The sequence below is a fragment of the Rhizobium mulingense genome, assembly GCF_029194105.1.
Taxonomy (GTDB): Bacteria; Pseudomonadota; Alphaproteobacteria; order Rhizobiales; family Rhizobiaceae; genus Rhizobium; species Rhizobium mulingense.
Genome location: NZ_JARFVE010000008.1, coordinates 88,868 through 107,644 on the forward strand (window position 1 = coordinate 88,868; position 18,777 = coordinate 107,644).

Sequence of the window (18,777 nt, forward strand, 5' to 3'; positions counted from 1 at the left end):
TCAGAAATATCCTTCACGCTTCTTCTTTTCCATGGAGCCGGACTGGTCGCGGTCGATGGCGCGGCCCTGGCGTTCGGACACCGTTGCGATTTCGAGTTCGGCGATAACCTCTTCGAGCGTGGTCGCCTGTGAGCGGATGGCGCCGGTCAGCGGGAAGTCGCCGAGCGTGCGGAAACGGATCATGCCTTCCTGGCGCACTTCGCCGGGCAAAAGTTCGAGCCGCGGGTCCTCGGCCAGGATCATCATGCCGTCACGCTCCACGAACTTGCGCTTCTTGGCATAGTAAAGCGGCACCAGCGGAATGTCCTCGGCCTGGATGTAGCGCCAGATATCGACTTCCGTCCAGTTCGACAGCGGGAAGGCGCGCACGCTCTCGCCCTTGCGGATCATGCCGTTATAGATGTTCCAGAGTTCCGGCCGCTGGTTGCGCGGATCCCAGCGGTGATCGGGCGTGCGGAAGGAATAGATGCGCTCCTTGGCGCGGCTAGCCTCCTCGTCGCGCCGTGCGCCGCCGAAAGCGGCGTCGAACTGGCCGGCATCGAGCGCCTGGCGCAGGCTCTCGGTCTTCATGATGTCGGTAAAGGCGGCCGAACCATGCGTGAACGGCGTGATGTTTTCGGCCGCACCGCGCGGATTGATGTGCTCGATCAGGTCGAGATCGTATTTCCTGGCGGTCTCGTCGCGGAAGGCGATCATCTCCCGGAACTTCCAGCCGGTGTTCACATGCAGCAGCGGGAAAGGCACGCGGCCGGGATAGAAGGCCTTGCGCGCCAGGTGCAGCAGCACCGAGGAATCCTTGCCGATCGAATAGAGCATCACTGGACGCTCGAATTCGGCCGCCACCTCGCGGAAAATATGGATGGATTCGTTTTCCAGCGCCTTCAGATGCGGGTCGAGCGGCGCCTTGGCGCTCTGCGGGTTGCTGAGTTCCGTATCCGGACGGCTATCGGGCATGTCTTACTCCAGGCTATCGGTCGTTTGCGGCTACCTGCAAACAATTCTTTGATGTTGGCTTCCCCAAAGGCTGCGGCGGTCGCCGCGCCCTGATCGGGAAAGCCGTGAGGGTTGATTATCGTGCGGCGATCGCTGAGGCCTCTTCGGCGACATGCAGGCCGCATTCGCGCGTCTCGTCCTGCTCCCACCACCAGCGGCCGGCGCGCTCCGGCTCGCCGGGCTTGATCGCCCGGGTGCAGGGCTCGCAGCCGATGGAGGGATAGCCGCGCGAATGCAGCGGATTGACCGGCACGCCGTTTTCCGAAACGAAGGCCTTGATCGCCTCCAGGTCCCAGTCGGCGAGCGGATTGACCTTCAGGAGGTGCCGTTCGGCGTCGTATTCGGCAAAGGGCGTTTCGGCGCGGTTGGCCGATTGCCCGCGGCGCAGGCCGGTGATCCAGATCGTCGCCCCTTCGAGCGCACGCGCAAGCGGCTTCAGCTTGCGCACGCCGCAGCAGGCATGTCTTGCCTCGACGCTTTCGTAGAAGCCGTTGAGGCCGTATTTCGCTGCATAGGCTTCGATATCGGCCTTTTCGGGAGTGAAGCGCTGGATATGGATGTCATATTGGGCTTCCGTCTCCTCGATCAGCGCCAGCGTCTCGGCAAACAGCCGGCCCGTTTCGAGCGTGGCGATGTCGATCGGCAGGCGGTGCGTGCCGATTTCGGCGGTGATCACCTGGTCCTCGATGCCGAGCGAGGTGGTGAACACCACGCGCCCGCCAAGGCCCGCCACCAGCGACAAACGTCCGGCAAGGTCGAGGCCTGCCAGCTTGTCGTTCAGCGCCTCGGCTTCTGCATTCGCATTGATAACAGCCATGAGAATCCTGTCCTTAGTTGACGGGAGTATCGCAGTTCAAGCCCGGATCGGACAGAAAAAGGGATTTCGAAAGCTGCGGCCGGAAGAGCAAATATCTCTCCGAACCTGCCGCAATGCAGAAAAGCAGCCGCCGGCCGATGGAAATCCGCGTTGGCAGCCTGAATGTCTATAAATTTAGTAGAGTTACACGCAGCCTGTCAATTGGAAATCTGAATTGATGCCGAAAAAGGTGCGGGACGCGCTGTTTTAGCATAGATTGCTTAAGCTTGGCCAAGAATGAAAAACAAGGCCGAAGTGCTTGTCTCTCAAGTCTTTCCCCGGCGCGTTCAAATTCCGTTCATGCTGGCTATGCAATAGAGGCGAAAGTAATGTTGAAGCGGTGCGAAGATTCGCGCTGCCTGTGTGTGTCGACGGTCCGAGATGATTACGCAAAAGGCGAAATATGCGCTGCGGGCGCTGACGGTTCTGGCGGATGCCGATGCCGACGAACCGGTGATGATTTCTGACATTGCCGCGCAGCAGAAGATCCCGAAGAAGTTCCTCGAACAGATCCTGCTCGACCTGAAACATCACGGCATCGTCGTCAGCCGCCGCGGCAAGCAGGGCGGTTATCTCCTGCTCAAGCCCGCCCACACCATCACCTTCGGCGAAATCCTGCGCATCATCGACGGCCCGATCGCGCCGCTGCCGTGCCTGTCGATCACCGCCTACCGAAAATGCGACGATTGCGACGGCGAACAGACCTGTGAAATCCGCCACGTCTTCGCCAAGGTCGCCGACGCCACCCGCAAGGTGCTGTTCTCGACCACGATCGCCGATGCCGCCGGCCCGCGGCAAGGCGCCGAAGTCACCCGTCTGCTCGCCTGATCGGCTATCGGCCGGCTTTCTCCCGCGCTGCCGCGCGTCTTTTGCGCTGAAGCGACACAGGTATCTCCCCTACGGGCGGAGACCTCCAATCGTATAGCCGCCATCGACGGTGATTTCTTGCCCAGTGACGAAGTCGGCATCATGGGAGAGCAACCAAGCGACGGTACCTGCGATATCCTCTGACGTTCCATTTCGCCGAAGCGGTGTGTGGGCGGCTAGCCTTGCGGCAAAATTCGGATCGATTACATCATCCGCCATCGGTGTGAAAATAATCCCGGGATTGATGGCATTGATCCGGATGTTGCGAGCGCCTTGCTCCACTGCCAGGGTTCGCATCATCGCAAGCAACGCCCCCTTTGTGCTGGCATAGGCCCCTGCGCCCGGCATCACCCCGGCGGCTGTCCACGAAGCATTGATGAGAATGCTGCCGCCTTTCATGACGGGCAGGCAGTGTTTGATCGTGTAGAAGGTGCCCTTGAGATTGGTGTCGATCAGCGCGTCGAAATCGTTTGCATCAGTCACTGCCAATGGTTTGAATTCGCCGAGAATTCCGGCATTGGCGAAGACCCCATCCAGCCGTCCGAAGCGTTCGATTGTCTTATCGGCAATCGCCGCGACTGCTTCATTGTCGGCGATATCCCCAGCAATTGCGATGGCCGCACCGCCCGATGCCTCGAGCTCCGACAGCAGTCGATTGATCGGCTCGGGGCGGCGTCCGACGAGAACGAGTTGGGCTCCTTCCGCTGCCAGGCGAATGGCAGCAGCCCGCCCCATCCCCGTTCCAGCACCTGTAATGAGAACCGTTTTGCCGATGAACCGGGTTTGCAGCATGTCTTGCTCCTTGAATGATTGCGTCGAGGCGGTTGTAATTCGAGCACCGCCTCATGATAATTGGAGAAAATCCGCAATCATTTAAAAGCAGAACTATCGAATGGGTCTCTTTCGCTCAATGCAGGTGTTTGTAACAACGGTGCAGGAAGGCTCGATGAGCGCAGCATCGGGCAAGCTCGGCATATCGCCGGCAATGGTCGGGCAACACGTGGCCGCATTGGAGGAACGGCTCGGTACCCGACTCCTCAACAGAACCACGCGCCGGCAGAGCCTGACGGATTTCGGCAAGAGCTACCTCGAGCAGTGCCGGGACATTCTGGAGCGAGTGGCTATTGCGGATCAGGACGCCGAGGCATCACAGACGAAGTCGCGTGGCCTCTTGAAGGTCACCGCGCCGACGACTTTCGGGGCGGAGGTGCTGATGCCCGCTTTGCCGCGTTATCGAGAGATCGCGCCTGAAGTGATGCTGGATATCACCTTGACCGACCGCAACGTCGATATCGTCGACGAAGGTTTTGACATCGCGATCCGCATCGGAGACCTGCCCGACAGCCGCCTCATCGCGCGTCGGCTGGCTCCCTATCGAATGATGATTTGCGCGTCGCCGGATTACCTCGCTCGACATGGAAATCCTGCTCATCCAAGCGCGCTTTCGGGCCACGAAACCATCGGCTTTACGCCGGCAGCACGCTCGCCGTGGAGGCTTTCGAAAGGCAAGGAGGAGGTTGAGGTCGTGCCCAGACTGCCGATCAGCGTCAACAGCGGCCAGGCCGTGCGCATGGCCGCTCGTGCCGGTTTGGGCATCGTTATGCAGCCAGCCATCCTGTTGGCTTCGGATATCCGGGCCGGCATTCTTGTCCAGCTCTTCCCCGATTGGCATTTGCGTGAGCGGCCTATGTCGCTCGTCTATCACCGGGATCGGCGTATGACTCCACGCGTGCGAAGCATCATCTCGTTCATCATTTCGGAGTTCGGAGCCCCAGAGAGCTCGGCAAATCTTCCTGCCGAGTGACCGCTATCGATGCGATCACGCCTCTGGTGGCACGATCAGCTTTCCAGCAGTTCCCTGGCGCGCCGGGCTCTGATCGCCCCGGCGATGAAAACGCGTGAGAGGCCGTGATAGAGCGGCTCGCGCGACAGGAGCCGCGAGGTGATGTAGCCGATCATCGACACCGCCATGATCGGGATGACGGCCTGGTGATCGCCGGTCATTTCCAGAATGATGACGAAGGCCGTCATCGGCGCCTGCACCACGCCGGAGAAATAGCCGGCCATGCCGAGGATCGCCGCGAGCGCAATGCCGCTGCCCATCAACTGGCCGACGGTGCTGCCGAAGCCGGCGCCGACGGCAAGCGAAGGCGCGAAGATGCCGCCCGGAATGCCTGATATCATCGACAGGAAGCCGGCCACCAGCTTTTCCAGGAAGAAAATGAGGGGGAGCGGATTACCCTCGACGGCGCCTTTCGCCTGGTCGTAACCGGTGCCGAAGGTCGTGCCGCCCGAGAGCATGCCGATGACGGCGACGGCAAGGCCACAGACGGCCGCCAGCAGGACCATCCGCCGCAGCGGCTGCGGCTGCGCGAAACGGCGGATATGCTGGCCGGCATGGAGCGCAAGGCCGCTGAAAGCAGCGCCAAGGGCGCCGCCGCCGATGCCGCAGACGAGCACCAGTTCCCAGTCGCGCAGCGATGCCGGCGCGACGGATGTCGAGCCGAAATAATTATAGCTGCCGGCAAGTCCGAGCGCGGCAAGGCCCGACAGGATGACGGCGGTCAGGACAAGACCGTTGGCGCGCGACTCATAGGTCCGGCTCATTTCCTCGATGGCAAAGACGATGCCGGCAAGCGGCGTGTTGAAGGCGGCGGCAATGCCGGCCGCCGAACCGGCGAGGATCAGGCCGCGGGCTTGCGCCATGCCGCCGAAGCGGGCGACCGCCAGCATGATCGATGCGCCCACCTGCACGGTCGGTCCTTCGCGGCCGATCGACGCGCCGCTGAGGAGGCCCAGCACCGTCAGCACGATCTTGCCGAAGACGAGCCGCAGCGACAGCAGGCGGGTGCGGTCTTCGGGATCGCGCAGATGCCGGGCGGCGATCGCCTGGGGAATGCCGCTGCCCTGCGCGTTCGGGAAAAACCGCGCCGCGAGATAGGCCGACAGCATGAAGCCGAGCGGCGTGATGACAAGCGGCAGCAGGAAGCCCCATTCGCCCGATGTGGTCAGGCCGGCAAAGGCGCGCTGGGCGAGATCGGCAAGCCTGGCAAAGCCGACGCTGATGATGCCGATCGCAAAAGCGCCGCACCAGAAGATCAGCCGCGGACGCCAGAGCGCTAGAGAACCCCAGAGAACACGGGAGCGGCGTAGAAGTCGGGACTTGCGATACAACACTGGCATGCCGGAACGAATGTAGGAAATGCTGTCTTCCTAACCCCGTTTGCCGGGCAAGGACCATCCCTTTCTTCAAGATTTGGTGAAATGGCTTTATTCGCTGATGCAGCGCTCCACCTCCCTGCCCATTCGGGTAGGGAGAAGATCCATGTTTGCACTTTCGATAAAGCATGTTCTGGCTGCCGTCGGCCTGTCGGCTGCCCTTGCCACAGGCGCTGCCGCCCATCACGGCTGGTCATGGGCGGAGGCGGACCAGATCGAGCTTCGCGGCACCATCGAGAAAATATCATGGGGCGGGCCGCATCCGACGCTCGATGTGGCGACCGCCGATGACGGCGTCTGGCGCGTCGAACTCGGCAATCCGCGCCAGACGGAGCGTTCCGGTTTCGTCGAGGGCGTTGCCAAGCCCGGCGACCAGGTGATCGCCCTCGGCAACCGTTCGCAGGATCGCAACGAGAAGCGGATGAAGGCCGTGCGCATCACCATCGGCGAGAAGCGCTACGATATCTATCCCGATCGCATCCGGACGAACTGATCCGTCGTGATCGCCGTTCTCGAATGGGTGTCGGCCACGATGCCCGCGGTTGCGCTCCGGCGCTCCGCAACCCTCTACATGTTCGTTAATGCCGGCCATATCCTTGCGATCGGCCTTCTCGTCGGCGCCATCCTGCCGCTCGATCTGAGGCTCGCCGGCTGCTTCCGCAAAGTGCCGGCAGAGATCATCGCACCGTTTCTGTCGCGCGCGGCGGGCATCGGCCTTGCCGCCGCCGTCGTCACCGGCTTATGTCTCTTCAGCGTGCGAGCGGTCGAATATGCCGCCAATCCCGCCTTCCTCGCCAAGCTCGCCCTGATCGGGTTCGGCCTTCTCAACCTCCTTGCTGTCCATCTCGGGCAAGGGTGGAAGACGCTCCTGACAACCGGCCTGATCCGGCCCGGCCTGCGCTTCTCCGCAGCCCTGTCGGCGGCAACTTGGACCGCCGCCTTATTGGCGGGGCGATGGATCGGATTTCTCTGACGATATGTTCGTGAAACGGCGTTATAGCCTCAGAAGCCCTTCGACTTGCGGACCATTCCTGGTCTGTCAGGCTCAGCCGAGTTCCTGGGCGAGTCCGATGAGAAGCCCTTCAGGGCCACGGATGTAGCAGAGCCGATACGCGTCCTTGTACTGAACGACTTCGCCGACTAGCTGTGCGCCGCGGGTGCGGAGCCTTTCGAGCGTCTCGTCGATATCGTCGACGATGAACATGGCGCGGAGGTAGCCGAGGGCGTTGACCGGGGCGTCGCGATGATCTGCGACGACATCAGGCCTGAGGAAGCGGGAGAGCTCGAGCCGGCTGTGTCCATCCGGTGTGCGCATCATGGCGATCTCGACATGCTGATCGCCCAGTCCGGTCACTCGTCCGGCCCATTCGCCTTCGATCGTCGCCCGCCCTTCGAATTCGAGGCCGAGTTCGCGAAAGAAATCGATCGCGCCTCCAAGATCTTCAATGACGATTCCGACATTGTCCATCCGCTTGAGCGCCATGTTTCCAGTCTCCCGAGTGTCGTTGCAAGCTACAGGGTGTCGTCTGGTCTGACAACGGACGCTTGAGCAGACCCGCCATTACCGGTCGCTGACGGCCGCCCTTGGATTGACCCAGGGTTCCTGGTTCGAGCGCGCCAGCGGCTGTTTGCCGAGGATATGGTCGGCGGCCTTCTCGCCGGTCATGATCGAGGGGCCGTTCAGATTGCCGTAGGTGACATGCGGGAAGATCGAGCTGTCGGCGACGCGCAAGGCCTCGACGCCGATCACCCGCGTCTGCGGATCGACCACCGCCATCGGATCGTCCTTGGCGCCCATCTTGCAGGTGCCGCAGGGGTGATAGGCGCTTTCCAGATGCTCGCGCAGGAAGGCATCGATCTCTTCGTCGCTTTGCACGCCTTCACCCGGCTGGATCTCCGGGCCGCGATAGGCGTCGAAGGCCGTCTGCCCGAAGATCTCGCGGGTCAGGCGGACGCAGTGGCGGAATTTTTCCCAATCCTCCGGATGGCTCATATAGTTGAAGCGCAGCACCGGCTCGGCCTTCGGGTCGGGCGAGCGCAGCGTCACGTTGCCGCGCGATTTCGACAGGTTATAGCCGACATGCACCTGGAAGCCATGGCTTTTCGCCGCCGCCTTGCCGTCATAGCTGATCGCAACGGGGAGGAAATGATACTGAATATCGGGCTGTTTCAGCCCGGGTGCCGAGCGTAGGAAGGCGCAGGCCTCGAACTGGTTGGAGGCGCCGAGCCCGCCCTTCGACAGCAGCCATTGCGCGCCCGCCACCCCCTGCCAGAACCACGGCAGCCAGGAATAGAGCGACACCGGCTTGGTGCTCACCTGCTGGAAGTAGAATTCCATATGGTCCTGCAGATTGGCGCCGACGCCCGGCCTATCGGCTTTCACCGCGATGCCCATCTCTTTCAGATGCGCAGCCGGGCCAATGCCCGACAGCATCAAAAGCTTCGGCGAATTGAAGGAGGAGGCCGAGACGATCACCTCGCGGTTCGCCTTGACGACCTCGATCCTGCCGCCGCGTTCGATTTCGACGCCGGTCGCCCGCCCGTCCTCGATGACGATCTTGCGCGCCAGGCCGTAGACGATCCCGACATTGTCCCGCTTCAGCGCCGGTTTCAGATAGGCATTGGCGGCAGACCAGCGGCGGCCGGCAAAGATGGTCTGCTCCATCAGTCCGAAGCCTTCCTGCTTGCTGCCGTTGTAATCCTCGGTCGTCTCGAAGCCGGCTTGTTTGCCGGCTTCGATGAAGGCGCGGAACAGTGGATTGGTGAAGCCGCCGCGCTGGACATGCAGCGGCCCGTCGGTACCGCGCCAGCCTTCCTCGCCGCCATGCGAATGCTCCATCCGCTTGAAATAGGGCAGGACGTCGGCATAGGCCCAGCCGCTGGCGCCAAGCTCCTCCCAGCGGTTGAAGTCCTCCGCATGGCCGCGCACATAGACCATGCCGTTGATCGAGGAGGAGCCGCCGATCACCTTGCCGCGCGGCGCGGTGATGCGTCGGTTGTTGAGGTTGGGTTCCGGCTCGGAAAGATAGCCCCAATTGTAGCGCTTCATGCTCATAGGCCAGGCAAGTGCCGCCGGCATCTGGATGAACGGCCCGAAATCGCTGCCGCCCGCCTCGATGACGAGGACGGAATTCTTGCCGTCTTCGGAGAGGCGGTAGGCGAGGGCCGAGCCTGCCGAACCCGAGCCGATGATGACGAAATCTGCTTGTTGCATGACGTTCCCTTAGATTCTTTTGCAGCGGTTCAAAGTCCCCCCAAACCCCTCCCCACGAGGGGGAGGGGCTTAACTTGCGGCACTTACTCACTCCGAAATCAGCGCCGCAAACGGTGCGATCGAAGGAGAGCAAAACCGATGCCGCGGGCTTGCCCCTCCCCCTTGTGGGGAGGGGTTGGGGAGGGGTCTTCTCCCACTCTCAATAAGGCGCCGCCACCGGCCCCATGCCGACGTAAACCGTCTTCAGCTCGGAGTAATGCTCCAGCGCCGCCAGCGAATTCTCGCGGCCGAAGCCGGATTGTTTCGAGCCGCCGAAGGGGATTTCCACCGGGCAGAGATTGTAGGTGTTGATCCAGAGCGTGCCGGCCTCGAGCCGGTCGACGACGCGGTGGGCGCGGGTGAGGTCGGCGGTGAAGACGCCGCCGGAGAGGCCGAATTCACTGGCATTGGCGCGGGTGATCACCTCGTCCTCCTCGTCGAAATCGAGCACCGACATCACAGGCCCGAAGATCTCCTCGCGGGCGATGGTCATCTCGTCGGTGACGTCGGCAAAGACGGTCGGCTGCACGTAGTAGCCTTCGCCGGAGACGTTGTTCGGAATGCCGCCGCCGGCAATCAGCGTGGCGCCCTCGGCCTTGCCCTTTTCGATATAGGCGATCACCTTCTCGCGCTGCGCCCAGGAAACCATTGGCCCGATCTGCGTCGCCTCGTCCATCGGGTCGCCGATCCGCATCGCCTCGGTGCGCACCTTCAACCGCTTCAGGAACTCCACCTTGATACCCTTCTGCACGAAGACGCGCGTGCCGTTCGAGCAGACCTGGCCGGTCGAATAGAAATTGCCGAGCATGGCCCCGCCGACCGCCGAATCGAGATCGGCGTCATCGAAGACGATGAGCGGCGACTTGCCGCCGAGTTCCATCGTCACATGCTTGAGGCTGCCGGCGGCAGCCGCCGCCACGCGGCGCCCTGTCGGCACCGATCCGGTCAGTGACACCTTGGCGACGTCGGGATGGTTGACGAGCAGCGGCCCGGTGTCGCGGTCGCCCTGGATGACGTTGAAGAGCCCCTTCGGCAGCCCCGCCTCATGCAGGATTTCGGCGATCTCCAAGGCGCCGAGCGGGGTGTTTTCCGAGGGCTTGAAGACCATGGCATTGCCTGAGATCAGCGCCGGGGCAGCTTTCCAGCAGGCGATCTGCTGCGGATAGTTCCAGGCGCCGATGCCGACGCAGACGCCGAGCGGCACCCGCTTGGTATAGGCGAAATCCTGGCCGAGCGGGATATGGGAACCGTTAAGCCCGGCCGGCGCGACGCCGCCGAAGAATTCGAAGGCATCGGCGCCCGAGGTCGGATCGGCGACGATCGTCTCCTGGATCGGCTTGCCGGTGTCGAGCGTTTCCAGTTCGGAGAGCTCGCGGTTGCGCTCGCGCATGATCTCGGCGGCGCGCTTCAAGATGCGGCCGCGCGCCATAGGGCTCATCGCGGCCCATTCCGGCTGGGCGCGCTTGGCCGCGGCGATCGCCTTCTCGACGATCGCAGGCGTTGCGGCATGCAGCCGGGCGATCACTTCGCCGGTGGCGGGATAGAGGCTCTCGATGACGGCGCCGTCGCTATCCTCGACATATTCGCCATCGATGAAGTGCGAGGCTTTCGGCTGGGCTTTCATGTCATTTGTCCTTAGGGGGCGGGGGTGGATAGAAGCGCGTTCAAATAATCCTCCGTCAGCGCGATCGAGGCTGCGATGCCGATCGGCGCCGATTTCAGACTTTGCCTGATATAGAGCCCGTCGATCATCGCCGCAGCGCCTTCGGCGGCGCGTTCTGCGGCATCGGTCGGCAGCAGCGCCTTGAGATCGACAAGCAGGTTGGAGCGCAGGCGGCGGGCGTAGATCACCAGGAAGCGGCGCGTCTCTTCCGAGCGCTGCGCCTCGGCATAGAAAGCAAGCCATGCGGCGATCGTGTCGGGCGCGAACTGGTCGGCATGGAAGCTGACGCGGATGACGGCCGACAGCCGCTCGCGCGGCGTCCGCGCCGCCTTCAGGGCCGCCACCGTATCGCGGCGCAGTTGCCGCAACAGCGAGCGGATCGTCTCGATCAGCAACTGCTCCTTACTGCCGAAATAATGATGGGCAAGGGCCGGGGACACGCCGGCCTGGCGGGCGATGTCGGACATTGTGACGGCAAGCGAGCCGTGATCGCCGATCACCCGCAGCGCCGCGTCGAGAAGCGCCTTGCGGCGCACCGGCTCCATTCCAACTTTCGGCAACCCGTCAACTCCCGATAAAATCGCGAGCAGAATATTGTTGATTGACTGATCAATCAACAAAAATCTTTCACATTCGGGGCTGCCTTGGATCTTTTCCCGAACCTCTGCTGCAACATATTCAAAATTAAAGGGGAGGTGCATTATGACAGATGTCTTTGACGGAATGCCGACATCCCAGCTGCGGTCGAAATGGATCTGGTTCGTCGGCCTCGGTGTGCTGCTCTTCGTCTGCGGGCTGATCGCCCTCGGCAATCTGATGCTCGCGACCGTCGTCTCCGTCTATTACGTCGGCATGCTGATGCTGTTCGGCGGCGTCATCTATCTCGTCCACGCCTTCCAGGTGCGCGGCTGGGATCACGTGCTCTTCTGGGCGTTGAGCGGCCTGCTCTATGTGCTGGCCGGCATCTGCGCCTTCGTCAATCCGATCCTGACATCGGCGGCGCTGACGCTGTTTCTGTCGCTCGCTCTGGTCATCGCCGGCGTCTTTCGCACCTGGGTCGGCAGGCGCATGAAGCCGGCCAAGGGCTGGGGCTGGATTGTCGCCAGCGGCGTCATCACCGCCCTTGCCGGTTTCGTCATCGCGCTCGGCTGGCCGGTCAACAGCCTCTGGGTACTCGGCCTGTTCCTGGCTGCCGATCTCATTATCCAGGGCTGGACGATGATCGCCTTCGGCCTCGGCATCCGCAGCTGAAGCTTTTGACAAGCCCATTTTGACAAGGAGATGACAGGGGATTAGACTGAAGGGGTTATGGACAGATCGCCAGCCGCGGGCGGTCCTGTGCGATCGCCGCAAATGGTCATGCGTCCCCCAAAGGCAGGGTTCTGCCTGAATAAAAAAGGGAGGAAGTTCATGCCGATGGTCACCGTTTCCATCTCTCCGCAACAGGCAGCGGGCATCCGTGCCGCCGTCGATAATGGCGGCTACGCCTCGAGCAGCGAGGTCGTCCGCGAGGCGCTCCGCCTCTGGGATAGCGCCCGCAAGCTCGGCGAAATCAAGGCCGATCCCCTGGATGACGAGAGCGTTGCCTCGGGCGGCAGATGCGTCGCCGACATGTTTGCCGATCATGAGGCGCAGCGCCGTCGCTCCGCCTGAACAAGCCTCTGATTGCATGGGGGAATTCGAATAAACGCCGAACGCGCAACGATGGTTCGCGTCTTTCACAAAACTTTCACATTGGCGAAAGGGTTCATTGATCCTTCTGCCGCATGGTCCTGGCTCAAGAAGAACAAATCACACCGGAGCTCGGCCGAGATGAAAACCGGCACATCCCTGGCTGCCCCCGTCGAGCCCGACGTCCTGCGCCGTTATGCCAGCGACCAGATCGTCACCCTTGCCAAGCTTGTGGTCGAGAATGCCTTCCAGCCGATCGTCGAGGCCGGCACCGGCACGGTGTTCGGTTATGAATCGCTGATGCGCGGCCAGGAACGCATCGGCTTCGACACGCCGGCCGACATTCTCGACGAGGCCTATCAGGCCGGCCAGCTGCTGCAGCTCGAACAGATGCTGGCGAGCCGCGCGCTCGCCAAATTCGCGACGCTGTCGAATTTCTCCAGCGCCACGCTGTTCCTCAATCTCGATGTCCGGCTGATCCCGCATGGCGAGCGCCTCGTCGAGAACCTGCTGCAGCATCTAAGGACCGCGAATATCCCGCCGTCTTCGATCTGTTTCGAATTCTCCGAGCGTTTCGACAATACCAGCGTGCCGGAATTTTCCGCCCTGGTATCGAAGTTGCGCAAGGCCGGCTTCAAGCTGGCGATCGACGATTTCGGCGTCGGTCACGGCGAAATGAAACTGTTGTGCGATCATGCGGTCGATTACCTCAAGATCGACCGCCATTTCGTTGCCGAGATCGACCGCAGCCCGCGCAAGCGCCATTTCTTGAAGAGCATTGTCAACATCGCCCATGTGCTCGGCACCCGCGTCATCGCCGAGGGCATCGAGGCCGAGGCCGAATTCATCGCCTGCCGCGAATATGGCGTCGATCTCGTCCAGGGCTGGTTCATCTCCCGTCCGGCGACGCATATATCAGAGCTGGCGCCGTCCTTCCCGCATCTGCAGGAGCTTGGTAAAAGCAAGCGGGGCAGCCAGTCGCTCGACGAGATCCTCATCCGCAAGCAGATCGAGCTCCTGCCGACCGTCTACGAAAATGACACCATCGACAGCGTCTTCGAGCTTTTCCGCCGCAATCCGCGCCAGGCCTTCTTTCCCGTGCTCAATGCCAACTGCGAACCGCGCGGCATCATCCACGAGCATCACCTCAAGGAATATATCTATCAGCCCTTCGGCCGCGATCTCCTGAAGAACAAGATGTATGAGCGCAGCATTTCGCATTTCGTCGAGATGGCGCCGATCGTCGGCCTCGACAGCGATGCTGAGCATCTGATGGCGATCTTCGCCAATATGGAAGGCAGCAACTGCCTGATCCTGACCGACAATATGCGTTATGCCGGCGTCGTCTCCGCCGCCTCGCTGATCAAGGTCATCAACGAGAAGCAGTTGAAGACCGCCCAGGACCAGAACCCGCTGACCGGCCTGCCGGGCAATCGCGCCATCCGCGATTTCATGCGCCAGTGCGGCCGCGACGGCGATGAGGTCCGCCATTTCTGCTACTGCGATTTCGACAATTTCAAGCCGTTCAACGATGCCTACGGCTTCCATCTCGGCGACCATGCGATCTCGCTGTTTGCTGCGCTGATGCGCCGTTATTTCTTCGCCGAGCGGCATTTTCTCGGCCATGTCGGCGGCGACGACTTCTTCATCGGAGTCGTCGGCTGGACGCAGGACGAGCTGGCGGAAATTCTCGACCGGCTGATCAGCGATTTCCATGACGACGTGCTCGACCTCTATTCCGAAGAGCACCGCGCCGACGGCCGCATCCTCGGCCACGACCGCACCGGCGCCGAAGCCCTGTTTCCGCTGATGCGTTGCTCGATCGGCGTGCTCGAGCTGCCAGAGGGCCTCGTCATTGACGATATCAACCGCGTCAGCGCCGAAATCGCCGTCATCAAATCGGCCGCCAAGGAGAGCGAGGAGGGCCTCGCCTTCCACATCCTGGGCGAGGCGAATTGACGCCCTTGCCGCTTCCAACCTTTCCAAGCCGGCGGTGCTGATTTAATTCCCCTGTTTTGGATCAGGGAGGATCGCACCATGCCATTGCCTCAGGAAATGCGTTTCGTCGATCTCGGCTCCTTCGGCGGGCCGGAGGTGATGACGATCGGCAGGCGCCCGCTGCCGGTGCCCGAAGAGGGGCAGGTCCTGGTGCGCGCCGAGGCGATCGGCGTCAACCGCCCCGACATTGCCCAGCGCCAGGGCAGCTATCCCCCGCCGAAAGATGCGAGCCCGATCCTCGGCCTGGAACTATCCGGCGAAATCGTCGGCGTCGGCCCGGGTGTCACCGATCATGCCGTCGGCGACAAGGTCTGCGGGCTCGCAAATGGTGGCGCCTATGCCGAATATTGCCTGCTGCCGGCAGGCCAGATCCTCCCCTTTCCCAAGGGCTTTGACGCGGTGAAGGCGGCGGCCCTGCCGGAAACCTTCTTCACCGTCTGGGCCAACCTCTTCCAGATGGCCGGGTTGACCGAGGGCGAGACGGTGCTGATCCATGGCGGCACCAGCGGCATCGGCACGACGGCGATCCAACTCGCCCGTGCCTTTGGCGCCGAGGTCTACGCGACGGCGGGCTCACGCGAAAAATGCGAGGCTTGTGAAAGGCTCGGCGCCAAACGGGCGATCAACTACCGCAGCGAGGATTTTGCCGCGGTGATCAAGGCCGAGACCGGCCAGGGCGTCGATATCATCCTCGACATGATCGGCGCTGCCTATTTCGAGCGCAACCTCGCCTCGCTCGCCAAGGACGGCTGCCTGTCGATCATCGCCTTTCTCGGCGGCGCTGTCGCCGAAAAGGTCAATCTCTCGCCGATCATGGTCAAGCGCCTCACGGTCACCGGCTCGACCATGCGCCCGCGCACCGCGGAAGAAAAACGCGCCATCCGCGACGATCTGCTCGCCGAAGTCTGGCCGTTGCTGGAAGCCGGCGCCGTCGCTCCCGTTATCCACAAGGTCTTCGCCTTCGAGGATATCGTCGCGGCGCATCGCCTGATGGAGGAGGGCAGCCATATCGGCAAGGTCGTGCTCACCGTCTGAGGTCAGCTTCGGACCAGCATTGGTGCGCAAACGATCATTTCAGTCAATTCCTGTGATGATTGTCTGCTTCAGATCTGCGCTGTCAAACTGGAGAGCCAGAAATCGATTTGCCCCAAGGGAAGAACGCTTCCGAGGAAACCGGTCAGAACTGACGCAATCGACATCAAAGCCAACCCCAGAAGCGCTCCGAGGATGATTCCAACGCTTGTCCTTTTGGGCCAGCGCGCCAACCAGCACGCCAAACCGAGAGAGACGAGCGTGAAAAAGACCCACAATTGAGCGTGAAAAAGACCCACAATATCGACGCTGAAATGGATAGACCTGAATGCAAAACACTTCCTTCGAATGTGATTTTGGTTGCAGGATAGCGTCGCTACCCGTCCAACCAAGGCTTGCTTTCACTCGGGGTGGGCCGCGCGACCCGAGCAGCCTTCATCAATACGGCTTCCTCCGCCCGGCATGCGGTTCTGCTCCAGAAGCCACCCCACGCTCCGTCATGCTCGGCCTTGAGCCGAGCATCCATGCTGGCCTCCGTTAGCAACGAACATGGATCGTCGGTTCAAGGCCGACGATGCCGGAATGCGGCATGACGTCTCCGCCGAACATCCTGCCTACCGCGTCGGTGGCGCCGTCAGGAGGAACCCGCGCCGCCACAAACAGGCAGACCTAAACCCGTTGGCTTTCGCGCCCTGACGCGTTATGCCTGCCGCATCCCGCCAGCACCAGGACGAGAGCCCATGACCAATCCCGTCGCCGTCGAAGTCACCCGTGGCCTGCTCGTCGAAAGCCGCCATCGCGGCGCGGTGGCGGTCGTCGATGGCGATGGCAGCCTCGTCTTCTCGCTCGGCGATATCGAAGCCGCCGTCTTCCCGCGTTCGGCCTGCAAGGCGATGCAGGCGCTGCCGCTTGTCGAAAGCGGTGCGGCCGACGCCTATGGTTTCGGCGACAAGGAGCTGGCGCTCGCCTGCGCCTCGCATAATGGCGAGGACGAACATGTGGCGCTTGCCGCCTCCATGCTGTCTCGCGCCGGCCGCAATGCCGAAGCGCTGGAATGCGGCGCCCATTGGTCGATGAGCCAGAAGGTCCTGATCCAGCAGGCCCGCACGCTGAAGGCGCCGACCGCGCTGCACAACAATTGCTCAGGAAAACATGCCGGCTTCATCTGCGCCTGCTGCCACCGGGATATCGATCCGAAAGGCTATGTCGGCTATGAGCACCCGCTGCAGGTCGAGATCCGCGCGACGATGGAAAGCTTGACCGGCGCCGTGCTCGGCGCGGAAAGCTGCGGCACCGACGGCTGCTCGATTCCGACCTATGCCGTGCCTTTGCGCGGCCTTGCCCACGGCTTTGCCAAAATGGCGACCGGCAACGGCCTGGAGCCTTTGCGCGCCAAGGCATCCCGCCGGCTGATCGAGGCCTGCATGGCCGAGCCCTTCTATGTCGCCGGCTCCGGCCGCGCCTGCACGAAACTGATGCAGGTCGCCCCCGGCCGCATCTTCGTCAAGACCGGCGCCGAGGGCGTCTTCTGCGCTGCGATCCCGGAAAAGGGCCTCGCCATCGCACTGAAATGCGAAGATGGCGCCACCCGCGCCGCCGAGGCCATGGTGGCGGCGACGCTCGCCCGTTTCTTCGAGACGGAAGCGACGGTGCATGCCGCCCTGATGGGCTTTGCCGCGAACTCGATGCGCAATTGGAACGGCATCCATGTCGGCGATGTCAGGGTTACCTCGGCGCTGGCTGAGTGACTATGCCGCGGCGATGGTGTTATTGAGATCGCGATAGGGTTTCAACCGTTCGTCGGTCATCTCGGCCGGCACGATCAGCCCTGCCACCTCGGAAATTGCGAGCACCGGGCAGGGCGAGACGAGGTCGAACTTCTCCTGCGTCAGCAGCACATGCGTTTCGGCCGAGCAGCGGGCGATATGACGTTTGATCGCCGCCTCCTCGAAATCGCCGGTGGACAGCCCGTGCACCGGATGGGCGGCGGTGACGCCCAGGAAGAACAGGTCGGGGCGCAGCTGCGAGATCGCCGCCATCGCCGCCGCCCCCGTCGCCACCATCGAATGTTTGTAGAGCCGCCCGCCGGCAAGGATCACCTCGGTCGTCGGATGGTGCTCCAGTTCGGCGGCGATCGTCGGGCTGTGGGTCGCGACCGTCAGCGGCATGTCGCGCGGCAGGTGCCGGGCAATCTCCGCCGTCGTCGTGCCGCCGTCGAGAAAAATCATCTGCCCCGGCTTGACCATCGCCGCCGCTTTCGCCCCGAGCCGCGCCTTGATCTCGGACGAGACACTGCGGCGCTGGGTGAAATCCGGCAGATCGGGCGACACCGGCATCGCCCCGCCATGCACGCGTTTCAACAGCCCCTCCGCCGCCATTTCCCTCAAATCACGCCGGATCGTGTCCTCCGAAAGCGAAAAATCCTCGGCGACGCGCTTGGCGATCACCTGGCCGTCACGGCGCAGAATGTCGAGAATGAGGGTTTTACGTTGCGAGGTCAGCATGGGTTCTCTGCACGAAATTGAACGAGATGTGTAAAGTTGCACGAAAAGACTCGACATTCAAGAAATATCATGCATTTTCAGGACATCCCGTGCATGATGCCGGGAATGCTCAGCGATGGAGTGAAAGATGCTGATTTTGATTGCCGGGCCTTACCGGTCGGGAACGGGCGACGACCCGGAAAAGATGGCCGCCAACCTGAAGCGGCTGGAGGAGCCTTCGCATAAGTTGTTTGCCGCCGGCCACGTGCCGATGATCGGCGAATGGGTGGCGCTGCCGATCTGGCACGCCGCCGGCGGCAAGTCGGTTGGCGATGCGCTCTACGAGGAGATCTTCCATCCGGTCGCCGGCCGGCTGCTGCAGCTCTGCGAGGGTGTGCTGCGTCTGCCTGGCGATTCCAAGGGCGCCGACAACGATGTGCGCATCGCAAGGGAACGCGGCATCCCGGTCTGGCACCGGCTGGAGGATGTACCGGGCTGCGGGTGAGGGGAGTCCTCCACGTTGCCCTTCGCTTGACGTTTGGCGCATTCGCGGCTTTGCCGCTCACCCCCTCATTTGACCCTTCGGGCCAACCTTCTCCCCGCTGGGGAGAAGAGTGAGAATGTCGCTTCGCCAGCGACCCCATTGGATGAGGCGCCTTTGGACAGGTGGGTTCATCTGGGCAATATCGGCGTGCCTTGCTCCCTCTTCTCCCCTCGGGGAGAAGGTGCCCGTAGGGCGGAT

At 62.5% G+C, this 18,777-nt stretch carries 19 protein-coding genes; 10 read left to right on the forward strand and 9 right to left on the reverse strand.

Annotated features, from left to right (window positions below; genetic code table 11):
- Together cysD and PYR71_RS19330 are read right to left on the reverse strand one after the other, a co-directional pair.
- Positions 1–954: a sulfate adenylyltransferase subunit CysD gene (gene cysD / locus PYR71_RS19325; protein ID WP_011424472.1), complete on the reverse strand. Its 954-nt coding sequence runs from the start codon at positions 952–954 to the stop codon at positions 1–3.
- A gap of 115 nt (positions 955–1,069) precedes the next feature.
- Complete coding sequence (locus PYR71_RS19330; RefSeq protein ID WP_275620502.1) at positions 1,070–1,810, reverse strand: phosphoadenylyl-sulfate reductase; 741 nt, start codon at positions 1,808–1,810, stop codon at positions 1,070–1,072.
- A gap of 420 nt (positions 1,811–2,230) precedes the next feature.
- Between PYR71_RS19330 and PYR71_RS19335 the strand changes: the two genes are divergently transcribed.
- Positions 2,231–2,677, forward strand: a complete 447-nt coding sequence (locus PYR71_RS19335; protein ID WP_183919360.1) for an RrF2 family transcriptional regulator — start codon at positions 2,231–2,233, stop codon at positions 2,675–2,677.
- A 69-nt stretch (positions 2,678–2,746) separates the two neighbouring features.
- Here PYR71_RS19335 and PYR71_RS19340 read toward each other — a convergent pair whose 3' ends face one another.
- Positions 2,747–3,508 (reverse strand): SDR family NAD(P)-dependent oxidoreductase, encoded by a 762-nt coding sequence (locus PYR71_RS19340; protein ID WP_183919358.1) that lies wholly within the window; start codon positions 3,506–3,508, stop codon positions 2,747–2,749.
- 100 nt (positions 3,509–3,608) lie between these two features.
- Between PYR71_RS19340 and PYR71_RS19345 the strand changes: the two genes are divergently transcribed.
- Positions 3,609–4,520: a LysR family transcriptional regulator gene (locus PYR71_RS19345; RefSeq protein WP_323115747.1), complete on the forward strand. Its 912-nt coding sequence runs from the start codon at positions 3,609–3,611 to the stop codon at positions 4,518–4,520.
- A 35-nt stretch (positions 4,521–4,555) separates the two neighbouring features.
- Here PYR71_RS19345 and PYR71_RS19350 read toward each other — a convergent pair whose 3' ends face one another.
- Entirely contained in the window at positions 4,556–5,899 is a 1,344-nt protein-coding gene (locus tag PYR71_RS19350) for a chloride channel protein (RefSeq protein WP_275620503.1), read from the reverse strand.
- 142 nt (positions 5,900–6,041) lie between these two features.
- Between PYR71_RS19350 and PYR71_RS19355 the strand changes: the two genes are divergently transcribed.
- Together PYR71_RS19355 and PYR71_RS19360 are read left to right on the forward strand one after the other, a co-directional pair.
- Positions 6,042–6,428, forward strand: coding sequence for a DUF6152 family protein (locus tag PYR71_RS19355; RefSeq protein ID WP_275620504.1), 387 nt, complete (start codon positions 6,042–6,044; stop codon positions 6,426–6,428).
- Positions 6,429–6,434: 6 nt separating this feature from the next.
- Positions 6,435–6,908: a DUF6644 family protein gene (locus PYR71_RS19360; protein ID WP_275620505.1), complete on the forward strand. Its 474-nt coding sequence runs from the start codon at positions 6,435–6,437 to the stop codon at positions 6,906–6,908.
- Positions 6,909–6,980: 72 nt separating this feature from the next.
- Here the strand turns inward: PYR71_RS19360 and PYR71_RS19365 are convergent, their stop codons facing one another.
- The 4 genes from PYR71_RS19365 to betI form a co-directional block, all read right to left on the reverse strand.
- A complete protein-coding gene (locus PYR71_RS19365; protein WP_275620506.1) occupies positions 6,981–7,418 on the reverse strand; it encodes a VOC family protein in 438 nt (145 codons plus the stop codon).
- Positions 7,419–7,496: 78 nt separating this feature from the next.
- Positions 7,497–9,149 carry a choline dehydrogenase gene (gene betA, locus PYR71_RS19370; protein WP_275620507.1) on the reverse strand — a complete coding sequence of 551 codons (1,653 nt, stop codon included), beginning with the start codon at positions 9,147–9,149 and terminating at the stop codon, positions 7,497–7,499.
- 199 nt (positions 9,150–9,348) lie between these two features.
- Positions 9,349–10,812 carry a betaine-aldehyde dehydrogenase gene (gene betB, locus PYR71_RS19375; RefSeq protein WP_275620508.1) on the reverse strand — a complete coding sequence of 488 codons (1,464 nt, stop codon included), beginning with the start codon at positions 10,810–10,812 and terminating at the stop codon, positions 9,349–9,351.
- Positions 10,813–10,823: 11 nt separating this feature from the next.
- On the reverse strand, positions 10,824–11,411 hold the full coding sequence (gene betI, locus PYR71_RS19380; RefSeq protein ID WP_275620509.1) for a transcriptional regulator BetI: 588 nt from the start codon (positions 11,409–11,411) through the stop codon (positions 10,824–10,826).
- A 142-nt stretch (positions 11,412–11,553) separates the two neighbouring features.
- Here betI and PYR71_RS19385 point away from each other — a divergent pair, with 142 nt between their 5' ends.
- From PYR71_RS19385 to PYR71_RS19405, 5 genes are all read left to right on the forward strand, one after another.
- The gene (locus PYR71_RS19385; protein ID WP_275620510.1) at positions 11,554–12,102 is read left to right on the forward strand and encodes an HdeD family acid-resistance protein; all 549 of its coding nucleotides are present in this window, start codon (positions 11,554–11,556) and stop codon (positions 12,100–12,102) included.
- Between the two features lie 159 nt (positions 12,103–12,261).
- Entirely contained in the window at positions 12,262–12,504 is a 243-nt protein-coding gene (locus PYR71_RS19390; RefSeq protein ID WP_010032767.1) for a ribbon-helix-helix domain-containing protein, read from the forward strand.
- Between the two features lie 159 nt (positions 12,505–12,663).
- A complete protein-coding gene (locus tag PYR71_RS19395) occupies positions 12,664–14,481 on the forward strand; it encodes a GGDEF domain-containing protein (RefSeq protein ID WP_275620511.1) in 1,818 nt (605 codons plus the stop codon).
- Between the two features lie 78 nt (positions 14,482–14,559).
- Positions 14,560–15,555: an NAD(P)H-quinone oxidoreductase gene (locus PYR71_RS19400; RefSeq protein ID WP_275620512.1), complete on the forward strand. Its 996-nt coding sequence runs from the start codon at positions 14,560–14,562 to the stop codon at positions 15,553–15,555.
- Positions 15,556–16,292: 737 nt separating this feature from the next.
- The gene (locus PYR71_RS19405) at positions 16,293–17,300 is read left to right on the forward strand and encodes an asparaginase (protein ID WP_275620513.1); all 1,008 of its coding nucleotides are present in this window, start codon (positions 16,293–16,295) and stop codon (positions 17,298–17,300) included.
- On the opposite strand, the gene PYR71_RS19410 is transcribed toward PYR71_RS19405, so the two are convergent.
- Positions 17,301–18,056: a DeoR/GlpR family DNA-binding transcription regulator gene (locus PYR71_RS19410; protein ID WP_275620514.1), complete on the reverse strand. Its 756-nt coding sequence runs from the start codon at positions 18,054–18,056 to the stop codon at positions 17,301–17,303.
- A 127-nt stretch (positions 18,057–18,183) separates the two neighbouring features.
- Between PYR71_RS19410 and PYR71_RS19415 the strand changes: the two genes are divergently transcribed.
- The gene (locus PYR71_RS19415; RefSeq protein WP_275620515.1) at positions 18,184–18,540 is read left to right on the forward strand and encodes a DUF4406 domain-containing protein; all 357 of its coding nucleotides are present in this window, start codon (positions 18,184–18,186) and stop codon (positions 18,538–18,540) included.
- Positions 18,541–18,777 lie beyond the last annotated feature (237 nt).